Here is a 16,183-nt window from a genome sequence, read left to right as displayed (position 1 = left end):
GTTGCTGGCGGCACGCGTCGTCCTCGGCATATCGCTCGGTGGTTTTTGGTCAATTTCGGCAGCGTTGGCAATGCGGCTGGTTCCAAGTCACCTCATGCCGCGCGCCATGTCGATCATCCTCACCGGCGTTTCTGTCGCCTCCGTCTGCGCGGCTCCAATCGGCGCTTATGTCGGTGACATTTGGGGATGGCGAGCCTCGTTCAAGGTCGCCGCAATCGTGAGTGCCGTTGCGCTGCTCGTGCAACTCGTAACCATTCCGCCACTGCCTCCGATCGAAGTGCGCAGATTCCGCAGTCCGCTGGATGTCGCGAAGAATCCGACGATGAAGGTTGCGGTCCTAGTCGTGCTATTGGTCGCTTCCGGCCATTTTGCCAGCTTCGCCTACATCCGCGACTTTCTCGAGAGCGTTCCTCCGCTCGACAAGAAGTCGATCCCGCTCGTGTTCCTTGCTTCTGGCACGGCCGGCGTCTTCGGCAATTTAGCGGGCGCATTCCTCACCAAACACAGTCTCAAGGCAGTCGCGGCCCTGCCGCCCCTGCTCATTGCCGTAGCCGCTGTCTCGCTCCTGACTATGGGAGCATCGGCCTTGACCTCGGCAATTGCAGTTGCCGTATGGGGCTTTGCTTTTGGCGCGGTCCCGGTCGGATTGCAGACCTGGATGGTGCTGCGCGCCGCTCCGAAACAGGCCGAGAGCGCTGGTGTACTGATGGTCATAGCCTTCCAAGTGGCGATCGCAGCCGGCACAACTTTCGGTGGCCTATTGGTGGATCACACGGGCATTGCCAGTGTCTTTCTCTACAGCGCGGTTGCCACGTTCCTCGCTGTCTTGACAGTATTTCTGCTCGGCCCGAACCGCAACAGCTGACCGCCTGGTGGGGAGTGACGACGGTCGGTGGCGTTAACGCTATTGTCACCTCTGAGCTCGGCCAAAGGCCGCGGCTTCGTCGTAACCATGCCTTCGATGGGGCAGCGCCAAATTGCTACCTGCTCATCGCGTTATGACAATACAGCGCGCTTATTGCGTCATCGTGTTCCCGATCTCGGCTTCAATGCCCGGCTACTCGCTGCGGAGGCAGATGGGCGCCGGCGTCCCACCGACAACGATCGGTCTTTCTCATGTAGCTGTTCTCATGTAGCTGTCGGGGAAACGCGGCAGGTTTTCCGCCAGAACCCGCCAGTCGTCGCGCTCGCGTTCGCCTTCCTTGCGCGCACCGAACAACTGGATGATCATCTTGCCGTCGGACCCATATGCTTCGAGCGAGGTGACGTGACTGTCATTGGTCGGCTTGCGCACGGCCCAAACCTCACGGATTTGGTGGCTCCTGAGATGCAGCCGGAAGGTTTCGTCCAGCACATAGATGCACGGCCCGATCTGCTTGACCGACTTGATTAAGCCGGAATGGGTCTGGATAGAGCCTCGGTTGCCGACGAAGCACATGATCGGCAATTCGTCTTCGGCCGCACGCTGGAGCACGGCGCCAACTGCAGCATTGTCGAGCAGCCAAGCGTAATCCTGGCCTACCATGCGCAAAGCCTGGCAGCGGCTGAGCTTGAGCGTCTTCAGAAGGTTGACGTCAGTCAGCCGGCTCCAGTGCTCGCGTAGGTCGTCCACCGTGCCGGCCCGGTCCGCAGTCCTCGCGCCCAGGTCGGCTACTCTCGCCTTAAGCGACATGGTCGGCTCCTGGTTGGCGGATACGAGCTCGGCCACCAGCTTTCGATAGGCATGAAGGTTGGAGACCGGCCTGAGATGCACCTTATGCACTGCTGCGCCGGCGGCGTCGAAGAATTGCAAACTGCGCTGGATTCCGCCGCGATGGCGCCTTTCAACAGCGAAACCATACCTCCAAGCCTGCGGGAAGACGCGAAGGTCGAATTCGTCACCAAGGACCATGGCGTGATTGTTGCCGGTTATCACTTTGTTGAAGACGCCAATCTTTTCGTGCACGGCACCTTGATTGCGGGTCAGCGCCGTCACTTCGCCCACGAATTCGAGGCCCGTCAGCAGGTGATTGACGCGCGGGTCGATGCGTGCCGCGCCGAAACCGCAATGGGCCGCGACCAGTTCCGCTTCCGAAATGCCCAATTGGGCGGCGAAATCACGCGCGGGAATGCTCGGACAGACTTCCCACGCACGCCGGATTTCGTTGGGCGACCGCTTCTTGCGCTGATCCATGTTTTTAACCCCGCCCCGTTCTTCTTTTGACGATCGGTCGAAAAAAGGGCCTCAGGGGTGTGCACGGCGGACGCGATTGATCGTCAGGCACACGCCAGTCGAATCCTGTCTCCGGGCGGTCAGCGGCCAATCGCCCGTAGAGAGCGATTGTTGGGTGGTCGGCGCCAATCGGCCGATCGAGCATTCGGGTTCCACCGGCGGTGCTGCTTTCCCACACAAGGCGGGTCTGAGGGAGGAGCGACATATTGCTTCCTTCGTTCTTCGATTGCGAGGGCAACCCAAAGGTGAATCGGCCGGCAATTTTGCCGCCGCAACGAAGGCTCTCAAAAGTCGTGCCAGTTGCTCCGCGGCAAGCTCTGAACATCTTTGGCTCTGTTCATTGCTTTACGCGTGAGTGCATCGCGAACTCAGGCGCCCCTCCTGTGACGCGGACGCGACAAACCCGACAGTAAGTGTCGGTTGTCGGACGTCTCCCCAGCAATCGAGCATAGAGACGTCGGGATGTCCTACCGTTTTTACACACGTCTTCCCTTTGGCACGGTTCATGCGAGATGATCCGCGAAAACGTCACGGACCGAGGAGAAATCGAGCCATGATTACGCTCACCGACAACGCTGTTGCCGCCATCAAGGCCGCTCTTTACCGCGCCAGCGAGCCGGCGGAAGGATTTCGCATCATGGTCCATGCCGGCGGCTGCGCCGGCTTCCAATACTCAATGGGCCTGGAGAGCGTCTCACATGAGGGCGATACGATCATCGAGCGAGATGGGCTCAAGGTGTTCATGGATAGAGGCTCCCAACCCCATGCCGCCGGCATGACCGTCGACTTCGTCACAGGGCTCGAAACATCCGGCTTTGTTTTCGATAACCCCAATGCGCAGGAGAAGTGCAGCTGCGGCAAGTCCTGCAAATGATTGCAGGGGAACAGGCTATGTTCGACTATAGCGACGCCAAGGAATACTGCGTCAAACCGGTAACCCCCGGCGCTCTGGAACCAGCCGACACGCACTGTCGGCCCGGAACAATTGCGTTCGGTGATGTGCCAAATCGCGATCATCGATCGTTGCCGTGGGCAAGCAAACAACATTGCCCGAAACAGCTGAATTCCCGGCGGATGCCGCCACCAAATGGCAATGTCGGCAGCGACCGGTCAGCCAAGCCATCGCTCGCCCGGCCGCCCACCTCACCAGATACGATATGCGCCAGAGGTTCAATGGCCCGCCTACCCTTGAATCATTTCAGCAGTTGAAGGATCACTCCCATGAGACCTGTCTATCTCGACAACAACGCAACGACGCGGGTTGATCCTGCAGTCCTTGGAGCGATGTTGCCTTTCTTTACGGAGCAATTTGGCAATCCTTCGTCCATGCACGCCTATGGCGCATCGGTTGCTGAAGCCGTGAGAAAGGCGAGGCGGCAGTTGCAAGCCCTCATCGGCGCGGGATTCGAGGACGAGATCATCTTCACCTCGGGCGGGACTGAAAGCGACAGTACAGCCATCCTTTCGGCGCTCGAGGTAATGCCCGGTCGAACGGAAATAGTGACTTCCGCGGTTGAACATCCGGCCGTTCTGAAGTTGTGCGCGCACCTTGAAAAGACGCGCGGCGTCAAGGTGCACATTATCCCAGTCGATCACCACGGCCGGCTCGACCTGGACGCCTACAGAACCGCCCTCACCCCACAAGTGGCAATCGTCTCGATAATGTGGGCGAACAGTGAGACCGGTACGATCTTTCCCGTGGTTGAGCTTGCCGACCTAGCCAGGGAAGTCGGCGCGCTTTTCCACACTGATGCAGTGCAGGCGGTCGGAAGGTTTCCGATTGAGCTGAAATCGACCGCGATCGACATGCTGTCGCTCTCCGCCCACAAGCTGCATGGTCCAAAGGGGATAGGCGCGCTTTATGTAAGACGTGGCGTGCGCTTCTCCTCCCTGATCAAGGGTGGCCACCAAGAGCGCGACCGGCGTGCAGGCACTGAAAACACACCCGGCATAGTCGGACTGGGCATGGCGGCCGAACTCGCCTTGAAATTCATGGACGAGACAACACGAATAAAATGGTTGCGCGACCGCCTTGAGAACGGGATCATCCAGCGCATCCCAAACGCATCCATCAACGGCGATCCGCAGGAGCGATTGCCAAACACTGCAAACATTGGATTCGAAGGTATCGAAGGCGATGCAATCCCAATTGTCCTCAGCCGGCTGGGAATCGCCTGTTCCGCCGGGTCCGCCTGTGCCTCTGGCTCAATGGAACCGAGCCATGTTCTGATCGCTATGAACGCGGCATGTGGGGCAGTCCGCTTCTCCTTGTCGCGTGACAACGGCGAAGATGACGTAGACCGCGTGCTTGAGGTCCTGCCTGCGATCATCGAGAAACTACGTGCCGTTCCCAGTGCTGGACTGTGCGGGCGAGGTGCAGAACACCTTCATTCCGGCCCGGGCCCGAGCGGCACAATAGCCGACGCCCACTCATGAGCCGTGAGGACTTCCTCAACGTGACGACCCTACGCAATGGAGAGCAGGCAACCCGGGGTCGCCTTCACCACTTCAGAAAAGCTTGAGATCGCCAAGTCTCTTGCCCCAGCCGCCGTGCCAGAGGTCGGCACGCCGTCAGCAATGTCACCAACGCATCGACACCACAATTTCGCGCCGGGAGAATACAATGAACTGCTCCGCTGACAGCCGCCCGATTGATCCCACCGATATCCTGGCGCGACTGAAGGGCCTGTCGGCTGCGGAGGACTTCTTCGCCTGCCTTGGCGTCTCCTACGACCCGAAAGTGATGAATGTCTCGCGGCTCCATATCATGAAGCGCGTGGGCCAATACCTTGCCGAAGAAGATTTCTCCGGTCTGCCTGACCAGGTAATCGCCGCGCGGGTGCGCGCCAAGCTGGAACGCGCCTACGAAGATTTCGCGACTTCCTCGCCGCTCACGCAACGTGTGTTCAAGGTGCTAAGGGACCACGATCCAAACATATGTCCCGCACCTGGCCGCGCCTTCGTCCCGCTCGACTCTGCACTGAAGCGGTTCGGAAAGTAATGAGCCCGACACGGCTGCGACGCGACAATGTCGGGAAGTCGACAAATCCAGTCCTCATGACGCCTCCTCGGACGCAAACGAAGCCACCTTCTGGAATAGAGGCAGGAAGAAGACTTGGCATGAACGATGCAGGCAATGAGGTGAACCGCCAAGCACGCATCCGGACTGGGAGCTTAGAGAAATCGCCAATGCACATCGTAATCTGCATCAAGCAGGTGCCGGATTCGGCCCAGATCCGCGTCCACCCGGTGACGAACACGATCATGCGTCAGGGTGTGCCGACCATCATCAATCCTTACGACCTGTTCGCCCTCGAAGAAGCGCTCAAACTGCGCGACGTTCATGGTGGCGAGGTTACTGTGCTCACAATGGGTCCGCCCATGGCGGAGGACTCGCTGCGAAAGGCGCTCGGTTACGGTGCTGACCGAGCAGTTCTCTTGACGGACCGCTATTTTGCCGGATCCGATACGCTGGCGACCTCCTTTGCTCTTTCGCAAGCAATCGCAAAAATTGGGGAGACTTTCGGCAGGCCAGACATCGTCTTCACCGGCAAGCAGACGATTGACGGCGATACCGCCCAGGTCGGACCAGGCATAGCCAAGCGCCTGAATCTATCGCAACTTACCTACGTCGCGAAGATTGCCTCCATCGATCTCAAAACGCGCGAGATCGAAGTCGCGCGTCGCGCCGAAGGCGGCACCCAGTTGCTGAAGAGCAGACTCCCCTGCCTCATTACCATGCTGGAAGACACCAACGAAATCCGCCGGGGCTCGCTCCAGCAGGCTCTTTGCGCGGCGCGCAGCCAAGTCGTGAAGTGGACTGCAGCCGACGCCGGCATTGACGATCTCACCCGGTGCGGTCTGCGTGGCTCGCCGACAGTCGTCAAGCGTGTTTTCGCCCCCACCGCACGGGCAGAAAGCGCGACGCAGATCGACACCGCGGAAAAGGGCTTGCAGGACATCGCCGATGAACTCATCGCCGATATCTTAACCCGCCGGCCGGCGCTGGAACATGAGTTGGCCTTCAACAGCGGCACGTGACGGCCAGGAGCAGAAAATGTCGACCGCAAGCCAAGCTACCCCTCGCCTTGCCCCCGGCCGTGCCGGTGTAAAGAAAGAACTTCCCGACCGTTTCAAAGACTACCGGCACGTGTGGGTCTTCCTCGAGCTCGAACGCGGCAATGTGCATCCTGTATCATTCGAACTGCTGGGTGAAGGCCGCAAATTAGCCGACAAGCTTGAAGTCCAGCTCGCGGGCGTCGTGCTGGGACCGCCGGGCGAGATGGTCGAGGACGCTGTTGCCGAGGCCTTCGCTTACGGGGCGGATCTTGTCTACATCGTCGATGCGCCGCCGCTCGCCGACTACCGCAACGAGCCGTTCGCCAAGGCGCTCACGGATCTGGTCAATACCCATAAACCCGAAATCCTCCTTCTCGGCGCGACCACACTGGGCAGGGATCTTGCGGGCTCGGTAGCGACGACCCTGCAGACGGGGCTCACGGCCGACTGCACCGAACTTGATGTAGATTCCGACGGTTCACTCGCCGCGACCCGTCCGACTTTTGGTGGCTCGTTGTTGTGTACGATCTATACACTAAATTACCGGCCGCAAATGGCGACGGTGCGACCAAGGGTCATGCCTATGCCGCAACGGGTGGATAAGCCGGTCGGGCGTGTCATGCGGCACAAGCTGTCGCTCGTTGAGGACGATATCGTCACCAAAGTCCTCGGCTTCCTACCGGATAACCAGTCGGCAATGGCAAATCTTGCCTATGCGGATGTCGTGGTTGCGGGAGGCCTCGGTCTCGGTGCGGCGGAGAACCTTCAGCTTGTGAAGAATCTTGCCCGAGCGATCGGCGCCGAGCATGGCTGTTCGCGCCCCTTGGTCCAGAAGGGCTGGATGCCGGCTGATCGCCAGATTGGCCAAACTGGCAAGACCATTCGACCGAAGCTTTACATCGCGGCCGGAATTTCCGGCGCCATCCAGCACCGAGTTGGGGTCGAGGGGGCCGATCTCATCGTCGCGATCAACACCGATCCGAACGCGCCGATTTTCGAGTTCGCCCACCTCGGGATCGTCACGGATGCAATCCGCTTCCTGCCCGCACTCACGGAAGCCTTCACCCGGCGGCTGTCGCCGCACAGTCGAGACAAGCTTGCGAGTTGAGGGAGAGGACATGATTGAACAATTCGATGCCATTGTGGTCGGAGCCGGCATGTCCGGAAACGCAGCTGCTTACACTTTGGCAAGCCAGGGGCTGAAGGTACTGCAGTTGGAGCGCGGGGAATATCCGGGCTCTAAGAACGTCCAGGGCGCCATAATGTACGCGAACATGCTGGAGAAGATCATCCCGGACTTCCGGGATGATGCGCCCCTCGAGCGGCACCTGGTCGAACAGCGACTTTGGGTGATGGACAACACATCTCACACCGGAATTCATTACCGGTCGGACGACTTCAATGAGGCGAAACCCAACCGCTACACGATCATCCGCGCCCAGTTCGACAAATGGTTTTCCCGCAAGGTGCGCGAGGCTGGCGCGACGGTCCTGTGTGAGACGACCGCGACGGAACTCGTCCGTGATGGCAATGGCAAGGTGATCGGCGTCCGCACAGACCGGGCTGGCGGAGTGGTCTTCGCGAATGTGGTCGTTCTCGCAGAAGGGGTGTCGGGATTGCTTGGCACTCGCGCAGGCCTGCGCGAGATGCCGAAGCCGGAGACCGTGGCGCTTGCCGTCAAGGAAATGCATTTCTTGCCCGAAGAGGTCATTGACCAGCGGTTCGGTGTCAAGGGCGATGAAGGCTGCGTAATCGAGGCCGTGGGCACGATCTCTCGCGACATGGCCGGGCTCGGCTTCCTTTACACCAACAAGGAGTCGATTTCACTCGGCATCGGCTGCCTGGTCTCGGATTTCGCCGCGATGTTGGAGAGCCCGTCCGCCCTCCTAGACGCGATGAAAAACCATCCTTCGATCCGGCCGCTGATCGCTGGCTCGGAGGTGAAAGAATATGCCGCCCATCTTATCCCCGAAGGTGGTTACAGGGCCATTCCGCAGCTCTTCGGCGACGGTTGGGTCATCGTCGGCGACGCAGCGCAACTGAACAATGCCATTCACCGTGAGGGTTCGAACCTTGCCATGACCTCGGGTCGTGTCGCGGCTGAGGCGATCATCAAAGTCAAAAGCCGCAACGGTCCTATGACCAAAGGGAACCTTGCGCTCTACAAGACGATGCTGGATGAATCCTTTGTGATCAAGGATCTTAAGAAATACAAGGACATGCCAGCCTTACTCCACACCAATTCCAGCAACTTTTTTACCAGCTATCCGCGGTTGATGTCGTATGCCGCTCAGAACTTCATGCGTGTCGACGGCACGCCGAAGATCGAGAAGGAAAGGGCCACCACGGCCGCCTTCATCAACGCGCGCTCGCGCTGGGGGTTGGTCAGCGACGCGGTCCGGCTGGCATTGGCATGGCGCTGAAGAGGGTACAAGATGACGATCGCAGTGACGAAGGTTCGTGTCGAGGACAAGCTTTACCAGAACCGCTACCTGGTCGATTCCGGCCGCCCCCATATCATAGTGCGACCGCACGAGAAGCCAAGCGCGAACTTGCTTGCGTTGACCTACGTCTGTCCAGCGAAATGCTATGAGTTGAATGACAGGGGCCAAGTCGAGATCACCGCCGACGGCTGCATGGAATGCGGCACCTGCCGGATATTGTGCGAGAAAGGCGGCGACATCGAGTGGAACTATCCGCGCGGCGGCTTTGGTGTCCTGTTCAAGTTCGGATGATCAGCCGGGACCGTGCCAAGAGCATGCCGGCAGCGAGCAACTGCGGCACACCATGAGCCTCTCCATCCACTTGCAAAGAGCTAGTGAATATTGGGCGTTCGCAATTCAAATTTCCTCGACTGGTAGGGGTGTCCTCAGGCCACGGCGGCGGCCTGTGCGCCGGACTTACCACCGGTAACGTGGTCGAGCCCCTTTGGGACAACGTTCGGCCATCGTGCCGGATGGCAGCCACAACGGCCGGTGAGCAAATGGAACGGCACAATCCATGACAAAGACGTATGTGCTAGTGCATGGTGCCTGGCATGGCGGATGGTGTTGGCGGGACGTCGCCGCCAATCTTCGCAAGATGGGATGCCACGTGACCACGCCGACCCAGACAGGTGTCGGCGAACGCGCACATTTGCTGTGCAAGGACATCACGCCCGACACATTCGTGACCGACATCGTCAACCACATTGTAACGGAAGAGCTGAGCGATGTGATCCTTGTCGGTCACAGTCTAGGCGGCATCAGCATCACCGGCGCCGCCGACCGGATACCCGACCATATCAGCCATCTCGTTTATCTCGCTCGACGGCGCCATCGTCGAGAGCGGTCAAAGTGTATTCAGCACCATGCCCCCCGACATCGTCGCCGCCCGTCGAAAATTGGTTGCGGAGGAAGGACGGGGTATCTTCATGCCGACTCCGCCGCCAACAGCATTCGGCATTCCCAAGGGACACTCGCTCACGGACTGGGTGCGGCGCCGGATAACACCGCATGCGGCAAGCACCTACGAAAGCAGACTTAAGCTCGAGCCCCCGCTCGGCAACGGCAGGCCCCGAACCTATGTCGTCTGCACTAATCCGCTCCACCCGCCGACGGCGGGAGCGCGAGAATGGGTCGCGAAGCAGGATGGCTGGGCGTGGCAGGAACTCGCCACTGGCCACGACGCAATGATCCTCGCACCGACGGAAGTTGCTCTCCTTCTTAGCGCTGTCGGCTGAGGAACCAAGTAAAGGGTGAGCGGGCGGCCGATTCTCAGGCCGCGGCCTTGAGTTCTGGTGCACGGATGTAGGCCCAACGGGTCGTTCCGGTGGCGCCACCGAAACCACCACCGGAACAAAGGCGGGAGTGGCCTGTCCTGCCGACGTCGCAAGCTTGCGAGCGTTCCGCCGCGGCCGCAGCCCGTAGCGCCGGGCAACCTCCGAGATCACCACGTTCGGCCCCAGGGTCTCGGCGATGACTCCGTCCCTTGTCGTCCATCGACCAATGCCTGCCGACTAACAGCGCCGTTGATCACCTTGAAACGCCGAGGCTGCCGCTCAGGGTCAATCGTAAAGTTCAAGTTCAGACACAAGCCGATCTCCGATCCACCTCAGAATCGGCAGGCCCACAGATCGCGGGCACTCCTGGAAGGACACAGCGCTTACCCTTGAAATATGGAGAACCATGGCTTTACGCCGTCGGCAGTTGAGCTGATCTCGCAATGCTATTTCCCCGGCAACGTCCGCGAGCTGGAGAACTGCGTGTAAAGAACAGCCACACTTGCGCGTTCTCCTCTGGAAGGAACCAATCTTTCGGAACGTGGCAATGGCATCGACGAGCTCTCACGGCCCAGCACGAAGCCGGTTAGGCGCATCGGCGCCCCTGAACACGAGATAGCCGGTTGCGATTCTAACGATACGGCCGGACCGGCGCTGGGACCGCGACGGACGGAGCGTGACCGGCTGATCGACACAATGGAGAAGGCCGGCTGGGTTCAGGCTAATGCGGCTCGAATTCTCCGCCTCACGCCGCGACAAGTCGGCTAGGCGATACGCCGGCATAGTCTCGAGGTGAAGGAAATTCTAAGAGCCTGATGAGCCAATCGTCAGGCCAGTGGTCTTGCGCGCCCTCTGCGCGACAAGGAGTGCTTTGTGCTTCTGAACGGATTTGGACTTGCACTGTCGCAAGCAGGACAAAATTGTGTCGCGCCGGCCTCACACAATCCGACATCGACCCAAATAGTGAACTGAAGCCGCTTTTTTAAGTTGGTATGGCTCTTGCACCTTGAACCGCGACGTTACCAGCAACGGAGCCGTTTGATGTCCTCACCGACAGTTTCGATTGAGGGGCCGACCAGCACGACATCCGAGGGTTTTCTGGCAGCCGCGAAATCCGGTGGCTGCGCACCGTCCTCCTACGGTTCGTCGCCGACCAGCCCGGGCGATGTGGATCCGGCTATTTGGGACAAGATCAAGGATCACCCCTGCTTTTCGGAGGAAGCGCATCACTATTTCGCGCGTATGCATGTGGCGGTCGCGCCGGCTTGCAATGTCCAGTGCAACTACTGCAATCGCAAATACGATTGCGCCAACGAGAGCCGGCCTGGTGTTGTGTCTGAGAAGCTGACGCCCGACCAAGCGCTACGCAAGGTCATCGCGGTTGCCAACGAAGTTCCGCAGCTTTCGGTTCTTGGCATCGCTGGGCCGGGGGATGCCTGTTACGACTGGGAGAAAACGAAGGCAACGTTCGACCGCGTCATCAGGGAAATCCCCGACATAAAGCTGTGCGTCTCCACCAACGGGCTCGTGCTGCCGGACCATGTAGCTGAGCTTGCCGAAATGAATGTTGATCACGTGACGATCACCATCAACATGGTCGACCCGGAAGTCGGCGCAAAGATCTATCCTTGGATTTTTTATGAAAATCGCCGCTACTTCGGCATCGAAGCCGCTCGAATCTTGCACGCGCGGCAGATGCTGGGCCTGGAGATGCTGAGCGCGCGCGGCATCCTCACCAAAATCAACTCGGTGATGATTCCTGGAGTGAACGACCAGCACCTGTTTGAGGTGAACAAAATGGTCAAGGAGCGGGGCGCGTTCCTGCACAACGTGATGCCTCTGATTTCGGACCCGGCGCACGGCACCCACTACGGACTCATCGGGCAGCGCGGCCCAACGGCAATGGAGATGATGGCTCTTCAGGATCGACTTGAAGGTGGCGCCAAGTTGATGCGCCACTGCCGGCAGTGCCGGGCAGATGCTGTCGGCCTGCTCGGTGAAGATCGTGGCCAGGAATTCACGCTGGATGGGATTCCCGACGATGTCACCTACGATGCTGGCAAGCGTCAGGCCTATCGGCAGGTGGTCGCACACGAGCGCCGTGATCATGAGGCGGCGAGGAGCGAGGCCATCGGTATGGTCAAGGCAACAGACTCCGAAAAGTCGCTTCTGGTTGCGGTGGCCACAAAGGGAGGTGGACGCGTCAACGAACACTTCGGCCACGCGAAGGAATTCCAGGTTTATGAAGTCTCGCCTAGAGGGATCAGCTTGGTCGGGCATCGGAAGGTCGAGCGGTATTGCCTCGGAGGCGGGGGCGAAGACGCCACCCTCGAGGGCGTCTTCGCTGCGCTGGAAGGCATACACATAGTGCTATGCGCCAAGATCGGAAATCGCCCGAAGGAACAACTCTCGCGAGCTGGACTGCGCGTAACCGACGCCTATGGCCATGACTACATCGAGACCGCAGTCAGCGCACTTTACGCGGCAGAGTTTGGGATCAGACCACTAGCGGCGACGGCCTGAGCGGTCTCGTCCGATAACCAGGAGTTAGAATGGCTTTCAAGATCATCGCATCCCAATGTACCCAATGCGGGGCCTGCGAGTTCGAATGTCCCTCGGAAGCGATCAAGTTCAAGGGCGACGCCTATGTGATCGATCCAATCAAGTGCACCGAATGCAAGGAGGCCTTCGATAAGCAGCAATGCGTGTCGGTCTGTCCGGTACCGAAAACCTGCGTTCCCGCTTGATTCCTACCGAAACGGTCGGGTTCGCCGCGCGAGGACGCCTGCAACCCGCGACCACACCAAAAGCCTCGAGAAAGGAATGGACAGCATGTGGTCCAGACGCGAACAGGAGGTCGAAATCGGCAGACCGCCACGGTTCATGCAGGGTGAGCGGGTCCGTGCAACACGCCACATAAAAAACGACGGCACCTATCCCGGCAAGGAGATCGGCGAAAACCTCGTGCGGAAGGGCGACGAAGGCTACGTGCGCGACATTGGAACCTTTCTCCAGCAATTCTTCATCTATGCGGTCGAATGGATCGATCGTGGCACGGTCGTCGGCATGCGAGCGCGCGAACTCATTAGCCTCGACAAAGTCGAGGTTCCCTGCGGAGCTGAAGGCATTTCCAACGGAGGAACAGCCGGATGAAAGTAATGATTCGCAGGACCGCTACTGGCTTGTCGGCTTATGTCCCCAAGAAGGATCTCGAAGAGCCGATCACCGAGATTGAGAACGCAGACTTATGGGGCGGGACCGTGACGCTCAGGAACGGTTGGCGGCTCATGCTGCCCGACCTTCCGCGCGATACGCGTTTGCCGATCACCGTCGAGGCGATGAAGATTTCCGACGGGGCCTGATGCCGGTGGGTTCAGTGGCGGAGAGGAAACGCGTATGAACACGATGCTGAGCTGGGACCATCTCGTCGTCGTCCGGGGCAGTTTTGCCAAAAAGCTGATTGACCTGCTGAAGGGCGCTCTCAAGGCCGATCGAGTGATCCCCTATCTCGGTCCTGGTCTTCTGCAGCTTAACACGCCGGAATCACCTGCACCTTGCACCCCTGAAGATGTCGCCGCGGCGCTCAACAAGCGGGCGCCTGCCCCTTCCAGGATTCGCACCAATATGTGGTCGGTCGCGCAGTTTATCGAGCAGCGCCGACATCGTCGGACTCTTCAAGCGTGGATGGCGGAGATATTCGCAGCCCCCGCCGAGCCGACCGTTCTTCACGCCTGGCTCGCAACCCTTCAACTGTCTGTCATCATCGACAGCTGGTACGATGGCGCCATGCGGGCAGCCCTTGCAGAGGCCGGCCAAACAGACGTTGTCGAGATACAAGGAACCACGCGAGCGACCGGAATTGGTAACATCTGGACGAGAACTTACGATTTGTCAGGAACAGAACTCGACGCCGAACAAGTGGCAAGGACGGTGCTCTATGCGCCGCACGGCAGCGTCAGGCCGGCCGCAAACTTCCTCGTGGCTGATTCCGATTACGTCGAAGTCCTAACCGAAATTGATATCCAGACGCCGATCCCGGACGTGGTGAAGCAACGGCGCGTCAACCGGGGCTTTTTCTTCGTTGGCTGTCGCTTCAACGATCAGATGCTGCGCACATATGCCAGACAGATGATGAAGCGCTCCACTGGCCCACATTTTGCGGTGATCGATTCGGCTACGCTGACCAGAAACGAACGTCGTTTCCTTGCCGAAGGCGCAATCACGGTCATCGACATGCCGATCGGCAACGCCGCGGCTCGCCTCGTCGGGGTCGATGCTAGCCAGGATTAATGGCCGGCGATTGCTGGTGAGTCGCTTGCCTCCAAGGGCGAAAACTCAGTTGGGAATACATCTGAGCAGTAATGCTACTGGCAGCACAACGGAGGCTCTGAATTCGTTGGGCCATGTGAAAGGGCCCGCTGCTGCGGGACGTGAGCACGTTGCGGCGGCATTACGCACATGATTTTGTGACACCCGTGGCAAAAGAACTGAAGCGCCCGAGCCGAACCGCGACAAGATATGCAGCGCTCAATGGCTTCGGCAGAAATTTGGCACAGTTTCGACAGTTCGCATGCACCTCCAGGGTCAAGGAGGTTGATTATGCCTGTTTATGTGGGTTGGCGACGCGAGCAGGAATTCCCACTACCTTTGCCCCGGCGGGAACATCGCGTGTGACCACGCTGCCAGCGCCTACGACCGCATTATCGCCAATCGTGACGCCAGGCAGAATGATTGCTCCACCGCCGATCCAGACACGGCTGCCAATGCGAACAGGACGCCCGACCTGCAGGCCGGCCTGTCGCTGCTCGGCATCATGTGGATGATCGGCGGTATAAATCTGCACGGCAGGCCCAATTGCCGTTCCTTGCCCGATTTTGACCTCTACCACGTCAAGAATAACGCAGTTGAAGTTGATGTAGGCATTGGCGCCAATGCGGATATTGAATCCGTAGTCGCAAAAAAAGGGCGGACGGATGACCGTTCCGCGCCCAACCTCTCCCAGCCGCTCGGACAAAAGCTCATGCCAATGCTCCGTGGTCTGCCCCAGCGTATCATTGTACCGCTTGAGCCAAGCCCCGGTGGCCAACAGGTCAGCTTGGATCTCCGGATCCGCCGCATTGTAAAACTCGCCTGCGAGCATCTTTTCTTTCTGGCTACGCATCATAGTCTCCCGTCAGGTCGTGTCCCGTGCAGTGATGCAGGAACGCACATCAAACTGCCTCGGCAACTTTGTAACTCGGTCTGCCGGGCGCGTGGTCAAGCCGGGGCGACAGTTTCGTCTCGACCAACTTCTGCGAATTTTGGAAATATCGCAGATCAACCGGTCGCAGGGCCAATACCTGACGAAGTCGGCAACTGTCCAGCGGTCGAACTCACTTTCATGCCCATCTCAACGGGTGCCATGAGCGCGGCGCAACGCGCTCGAACGCCGAAATACTTAATTCCCAAACACCCTCTAAGATTGAGAAAGTGCATCGTTTTGTACGAAACTAACAATCCCATTAGCTGAAGAGTTTGCAACACATCCGTGTCAGATCCCCATCAGCTTGAACGCCGCCTGGCTGACTTCAGTGTCGGGGTCTTTCAGATGCTCGGGTTCCTGGAAGTGGTTGGCGTTGAAGGCTATCGTTCGACTGGCCAATCTCCCCATGCCGCGCAGCGCTTCACCGAACACATCGGACTGGCGCTTGAACTCCGGACTGTCCTGGTCGGCTGACACGACGGCAATCGGGCAGGTGATCCGGTCGAGATGGCGCATCGGGCTGAATTCCGCCTCTTCCCCCCTCCGTCAGATGCAGGTAGCTGCTGCGCGAGGAAAGCATCACCGGATAGAGATCATACATGCCGCTCATCAGCAAGCCGCCCTTGAGGGCATCCGCCGGTAGGCTGCGCTCCGTCCAGTCGGTGATGAGGACGCAGGCCGCCAGATGCGCGCCGGAAGAATGACCCGCCACATACACCCGGTTCGGGTCGCCGCCGAAACTGGCGGCATTCTTCATCGTCCACTCCACCGCCCGCCTGCAATTCTCGACCATCTGTCGCAGCGTCAGCGTTTTCACACTGCCGAAGTCAGGCGCGGCATAGGCCGCCCCGCGCGAAACGAAGGTCGGGGCCGGATAGGATGCATCCTCGCGAGTGTTTCGGGTCCAGGC

18 protein-coding genes are annotated in these 16,183 nt (G+C 59.4%); 15 read left to right on the top strand and 3 right to left on the bottom strand.

Features of this window, described 5'->3' with window-relative positions:
• The coding region (locus tag EN742_RS06980; RefSeq protein WP_148670043.1) for an MFS transporter at window positions 1–865 on the top strand (865 nt) is incomplete at its 5' end.
• Between the two features lie 249 nt (window positions 866–1,114).
• On the opposite strand, the gene EN742_RS06975 is transcribed toward EN742_RS06980, so the two are convergent.
• Window positions 1,115–2,173 carry a ChuX/HutX family heme-like substrate-binding protein gene (locus tag EN742_RS06975; RefSeq protein ID WP_091599505.1) on the bottom strand — a complete coding sequence of 353 codons (1,059 nt, stop codon included), beginning with the start codon at window positions 2,171–2,173 and terminating at the stop codon, window positions 1,115–1,117.
• 592 nt (window positions 2,174–2,765) lie between these two features.
• On the opposite strand from EN742_RS06975, the gene EN742_RS06970 reads away from it, so the two are divergent.
• The 14 genes from EN742_RS06970 to EN742_RS06905 all read left to right on the top strand — a co-directional run bounded on the left by EN742_RS06970 (window position 2,766) and on the right by EN742_RS06905 (window position 14,321).
• Window positions 2,766–3,086, top strand: coding sequence for an iron-sulfur cluster assembly accessory protein (locus EN742_RS06970; RefSeq protein ID WP_091599508.1), 321 nt, complete (start codon window positions 2,766–2,768; stop codon window positions 3,084–3,086).
• Between the two features lie 347 nt (window positions 3,087–3,433).
• Entirely contained in the window at window positions 3,434–4,648 is a 1,215-nt protein-coding gene (gene nifS, locus EN742_RS06965) for a cysteine desulfurase NifS (protein WP_091599511.1), read from the top strand.
• A gap of 187 nt (window positions 4,649–4,835) precedes the next feature.
• Window positions 4,836–5,213, top strand: coding sequence for a nitrogenase stabilizing/protective protein NifW (gene nifW / locus EN742_RS06960; RefSeq protein ID WP_091599514.1), 378 nt, complete (start codon window positions 4,836–4,838; stop codon window positions 5,211–5,213).
• A gap of 188 nt (window positions 5,214–5,401) precedes the next feature.
• Window positions 5,402–6,253: an electron transfer flavoprotein subunit beta/FixA family protein gene (locus EN742_RS06955; RefSeq protein ID WP_127323375.1), complete on the top strand. Its 852-nt coding sequence runs from the start codon at window positions 5,402–5,404 to the stop codon at window positions 6,251–6,253.
• A 16-nt stretch (window positions 6,254–6,269) separates the two neighbouring features.
• Window positions 6,270–7,379 carry an electron transfer flavoprotein subunit alpha/FixB family protein gene (locus EN742_RS06950; protein WP_091599520.1) on the top strand — a complete coding sequence of 370 codons (1,110 nt, stop codon included), beginning with the start codon at window positions 6,270–6,272 and terminating at the stop codon, window positions 7,377–7,379.
• Between the two features lie 10 nt (window positions 7,380–7,389).
• A complete protein-coding gene (locus EN742_RS06945; protein WP_091599523.1) occupies window positions 7,390–8,694 on the top strand; it encodes an FAD-binding protein in 1,305 nt (434 codons plus the stop codon).
• A 12-nt stretch (window positions 8,695–8,706) separates the two neighbouring features.
• Window positions 8,707–9,006 carry a ferredoxin family protein gene (locus EN742_RS06940; RefSeq protein ID WP_091599526.1) on the top strand — a complete coding sequence of 100 codons (300 nt, stop codon included), beginning with the start codon at window positions 8,707–8,709 and terminating at the stop codon, window positions 9,004–9,006.
• 265 nt (window positions 9,007–9,271) lie between these two features.
• Window positions 9,272–9,796 carry an alpha/beta fold hydrolase gene (locus EN742_RS06935; RefSeq protein ID WP_128345484.1) on the top strand — a complete coding sequence of 175 codons (525 nt, stop codon included), beginning with the start codon at window positions 9,272–9,274 and terminating at the stop codon, window positions 9,794–9,796.
• 751 nt (window positions 9,797–10,547) lie between these two features.
• Window positions 10,548–10,799: a helix-turn-helix domain-containing protein gene (locus EN742_RS06930; RefSeq protein WP_311202830.1), complete on the top strand. Its 252-nt coding sequence runs from the start codon at window positions 10,548–10,550 to the stop codon at window positions 10,797–10,799.
• A 273-nt stretch (window positions 10,800–11,072) separates the two neighbouring features.
• On the top strand, window positions 11,073–12,554 hold the full coding sequence (gene nifB, locus EN742_RS06925) for a nitrogenase cofactor biosynthesis protein NifB (protein WP_091599529.1): 1,482 nt from the start codon (window positions 11,073–11,075) through the stop codon (window positions 12,552–12,554).
• Between the two features lie 29 nt (window positions 12,555–12,583).
• Window positions 12,584–12,778, top strand: coding sequence for a 4Fe-4S dicluster domain-containing protein (locus tag EN742_RS06920; protein ID WP_091599532.1), 195 nt, complete (start codon window positions 12,584–12,586; stop codon window positions 12,776–12,778).
• Window positions 12,779–12,863: 85 nt separating this feature from the next.
• Window positions 12,864–13,184 (top strand): nitrogen fixation protein NifZ, encoded by a 321-nt coding sequence (locus EN742_RS06915; RefSeq protein ID WP_029356589.1) that lies wholly within the window; start codon window positions 12,864–12,866, stop codon window positions 13,182–13,184.
• Window positions 13,181–13,393: a putative nitrogen fixation protein NifT gene (gene nifT, locus EN742_RS06910; protein WP_024505230.1), complete on the top strand. Its 213-nt coding sequence runs from the start codon at window positions 13,181–13,183 to the stop codon at window positions 13,391–13,393. Before EN742_RS06915 ends, nifT begins: the two co-directional genes overlap by 4 nt.
• A gap of 34 nt (window positions 13,394–13,427) precedes the next feature.
• On the top strand, window positions 13,428–14,321 hold the full coding sequence (locus EN742_RS06905; protein ID WP_091599535.1) for an SIR2 family protein: 894 nt from the start codon (window positions 13,428–13,430) through the stop codon (window positions 14,319–14,321).
• 307 nt (window positions 14,322–14,628) lie between these two features.
• On the opposite strand, the gene EN742_RS06900 is transcribed toward EN742_RS06905, so the two are convergent.
• Both EN742_RS06900 and EN742_RS37910 read right to left on the bottom strand, forming a co-directional pair.
• Window positions 14,629–15,195: a sugar O-acetyltransferase gene (locus tag EN742_RS06900; RefSeq protein WP_091599538.1), complete on the bottom strand. Its 567-nt coding sequence runs from the start codon at window positions 15,193–15,195 to the stop codon at window positions 14,629–14,631.
• A 366-nt stretch (window positions 15,196–15,561) separates the two neighbouring features.
• Window positions 15,562–15,789, bottom strand: a complete 228-nt coding sequence (locus EN742_RS37910) for a hypothetical protein (protein WP_126057642.1) — start codon at window positions 15,787–15,789, stop codon at window positions 15,562–15,564.
• Window positions 15,790–16,183 lie beyond the last annotated feature (394 nt).

It is taken from the genome of Mesorhizobium sp. M4A.F.Ca.ET.020.02.1.1 (genome assembly GCF_004022645.1).
Classification (GTDB): Bacteria; Pseudomonadota; Alphaproteobacteria; order Rhizobiales; family Rhizobiaceae; genus Mesorhizobium.
Note: the sequence above shows the minus strand (reverse complement) of the source record. Positions and strands in the feature narration are given on the sequence as shown.

Bases quoted from the DNA above. Each gene is read 5' to 3' on its own strand.
- EN742_RS06975 (WP_091599505.1), bottom strand. From the start codon at position 2,173: ATGGATCAGCGCAAGAAGCGGTCGCCCAACGAAATCCGGCGTGCGTGG.
- EN742_RS06970 (WP_091599508.1), top strand. From the start codon at position 2,766: ATGATTACGCTCACCGACAACGCTGTTGCCGCCATCAAGGCCGCTCTT.
- nifS (WP_091599511.1), top strand. From the start codon at position 3,434: ATGAGACCTGTCTATCTCGACAACAACGCAACGACGCGGGTTGATCCT.
- nifW (WP_091599514.1), top strand. From the start codon at position 4,836: ATGAACTGCTCCGCTGACAGCCGCCCGATTGATCCCACCGATATCCTG.
- EN742_RS06955 (WP_127323375.1), top strand. From the start codon at position 5,402: ATGCACATCGTAATCTGCATCAAGCAGGTGCCGGATTCGGCCCAGATC.
- EN742_RS06950 (WP_091599520.1), top strand. From the start codon at position 6,270: ATGTCGACCGCAAGCCAAGCTACCCCTCGCCTTGCCCCCGGCCGTGCC.
- EN742_RS06945 (WP_091599523.1), top strand. From the start codon at position 7,390: ATGATTGAACAATTCGATGCCATTGTGGTCGGAGCCGGCATGTCCGGA.
- EN742_RS06940 (WP_091599526.1), top strand. From the start codon at position 8,707: ATGACGATCGCAGTGACGAAGGTTCGTGTCGAGGACAAGCTTTACCAG.
- EN742_RS06935 (WP_128345484.1), top strand. From the start codon at position 9,272: ATGACAAAGACGTATGTGCTAGTGCATGGTGCCTGGCATGGCGGATGG.
- nifB (WP_091599529.1), top strand. From the start codon at position 11,073: ATGTCCTCACCGACAGTTTCGATTGAGGGGCCGACCAGCACGACATCC.
- EN742_RS06920 (WP_091599532.1), top strand. From the start codon at position 12,584: ATGGCTTTCAAGATCATCGCATCCCAATGTACCCAATGCGGGGCCTGC.
- EN742_RS06915 (WP_029356589.1), top strand. From the start codon at position 12,864: ATGTGGTCCAGACGCGAACAGGAGGTCGAAATCGGCAGACCGCCACGG.
- nifT (WP_024505230.1), top strand. From the start codon at position 13,181: ATGAAAGTAATGATTCGCAGGACCGCTACTGGCTTGTCGGCTTATGTC.
- EN742_RS06905 (WP_091599535.1), top strand. From the start codon at position 13,428: ATGAACACGATGCTGAGCTGGGACCATCTCGTCGTCGTCCGGGGCAGT.
- EN742_RS06900 (WP_091599538.1), bottom strand. From the start codon at position 15,195: ATGATGCGTAGCCAGAAAGAAAAGATGCTCGCAGGCGAGTTTTACAAT.
- EN742_RS37910 (WP_126057642.1), bottom strand. From the start codon at position 15,789: ATGCGCCATCTCGACCGGATCACCTGCCCGATTGCCGTCGTGTCAGCC.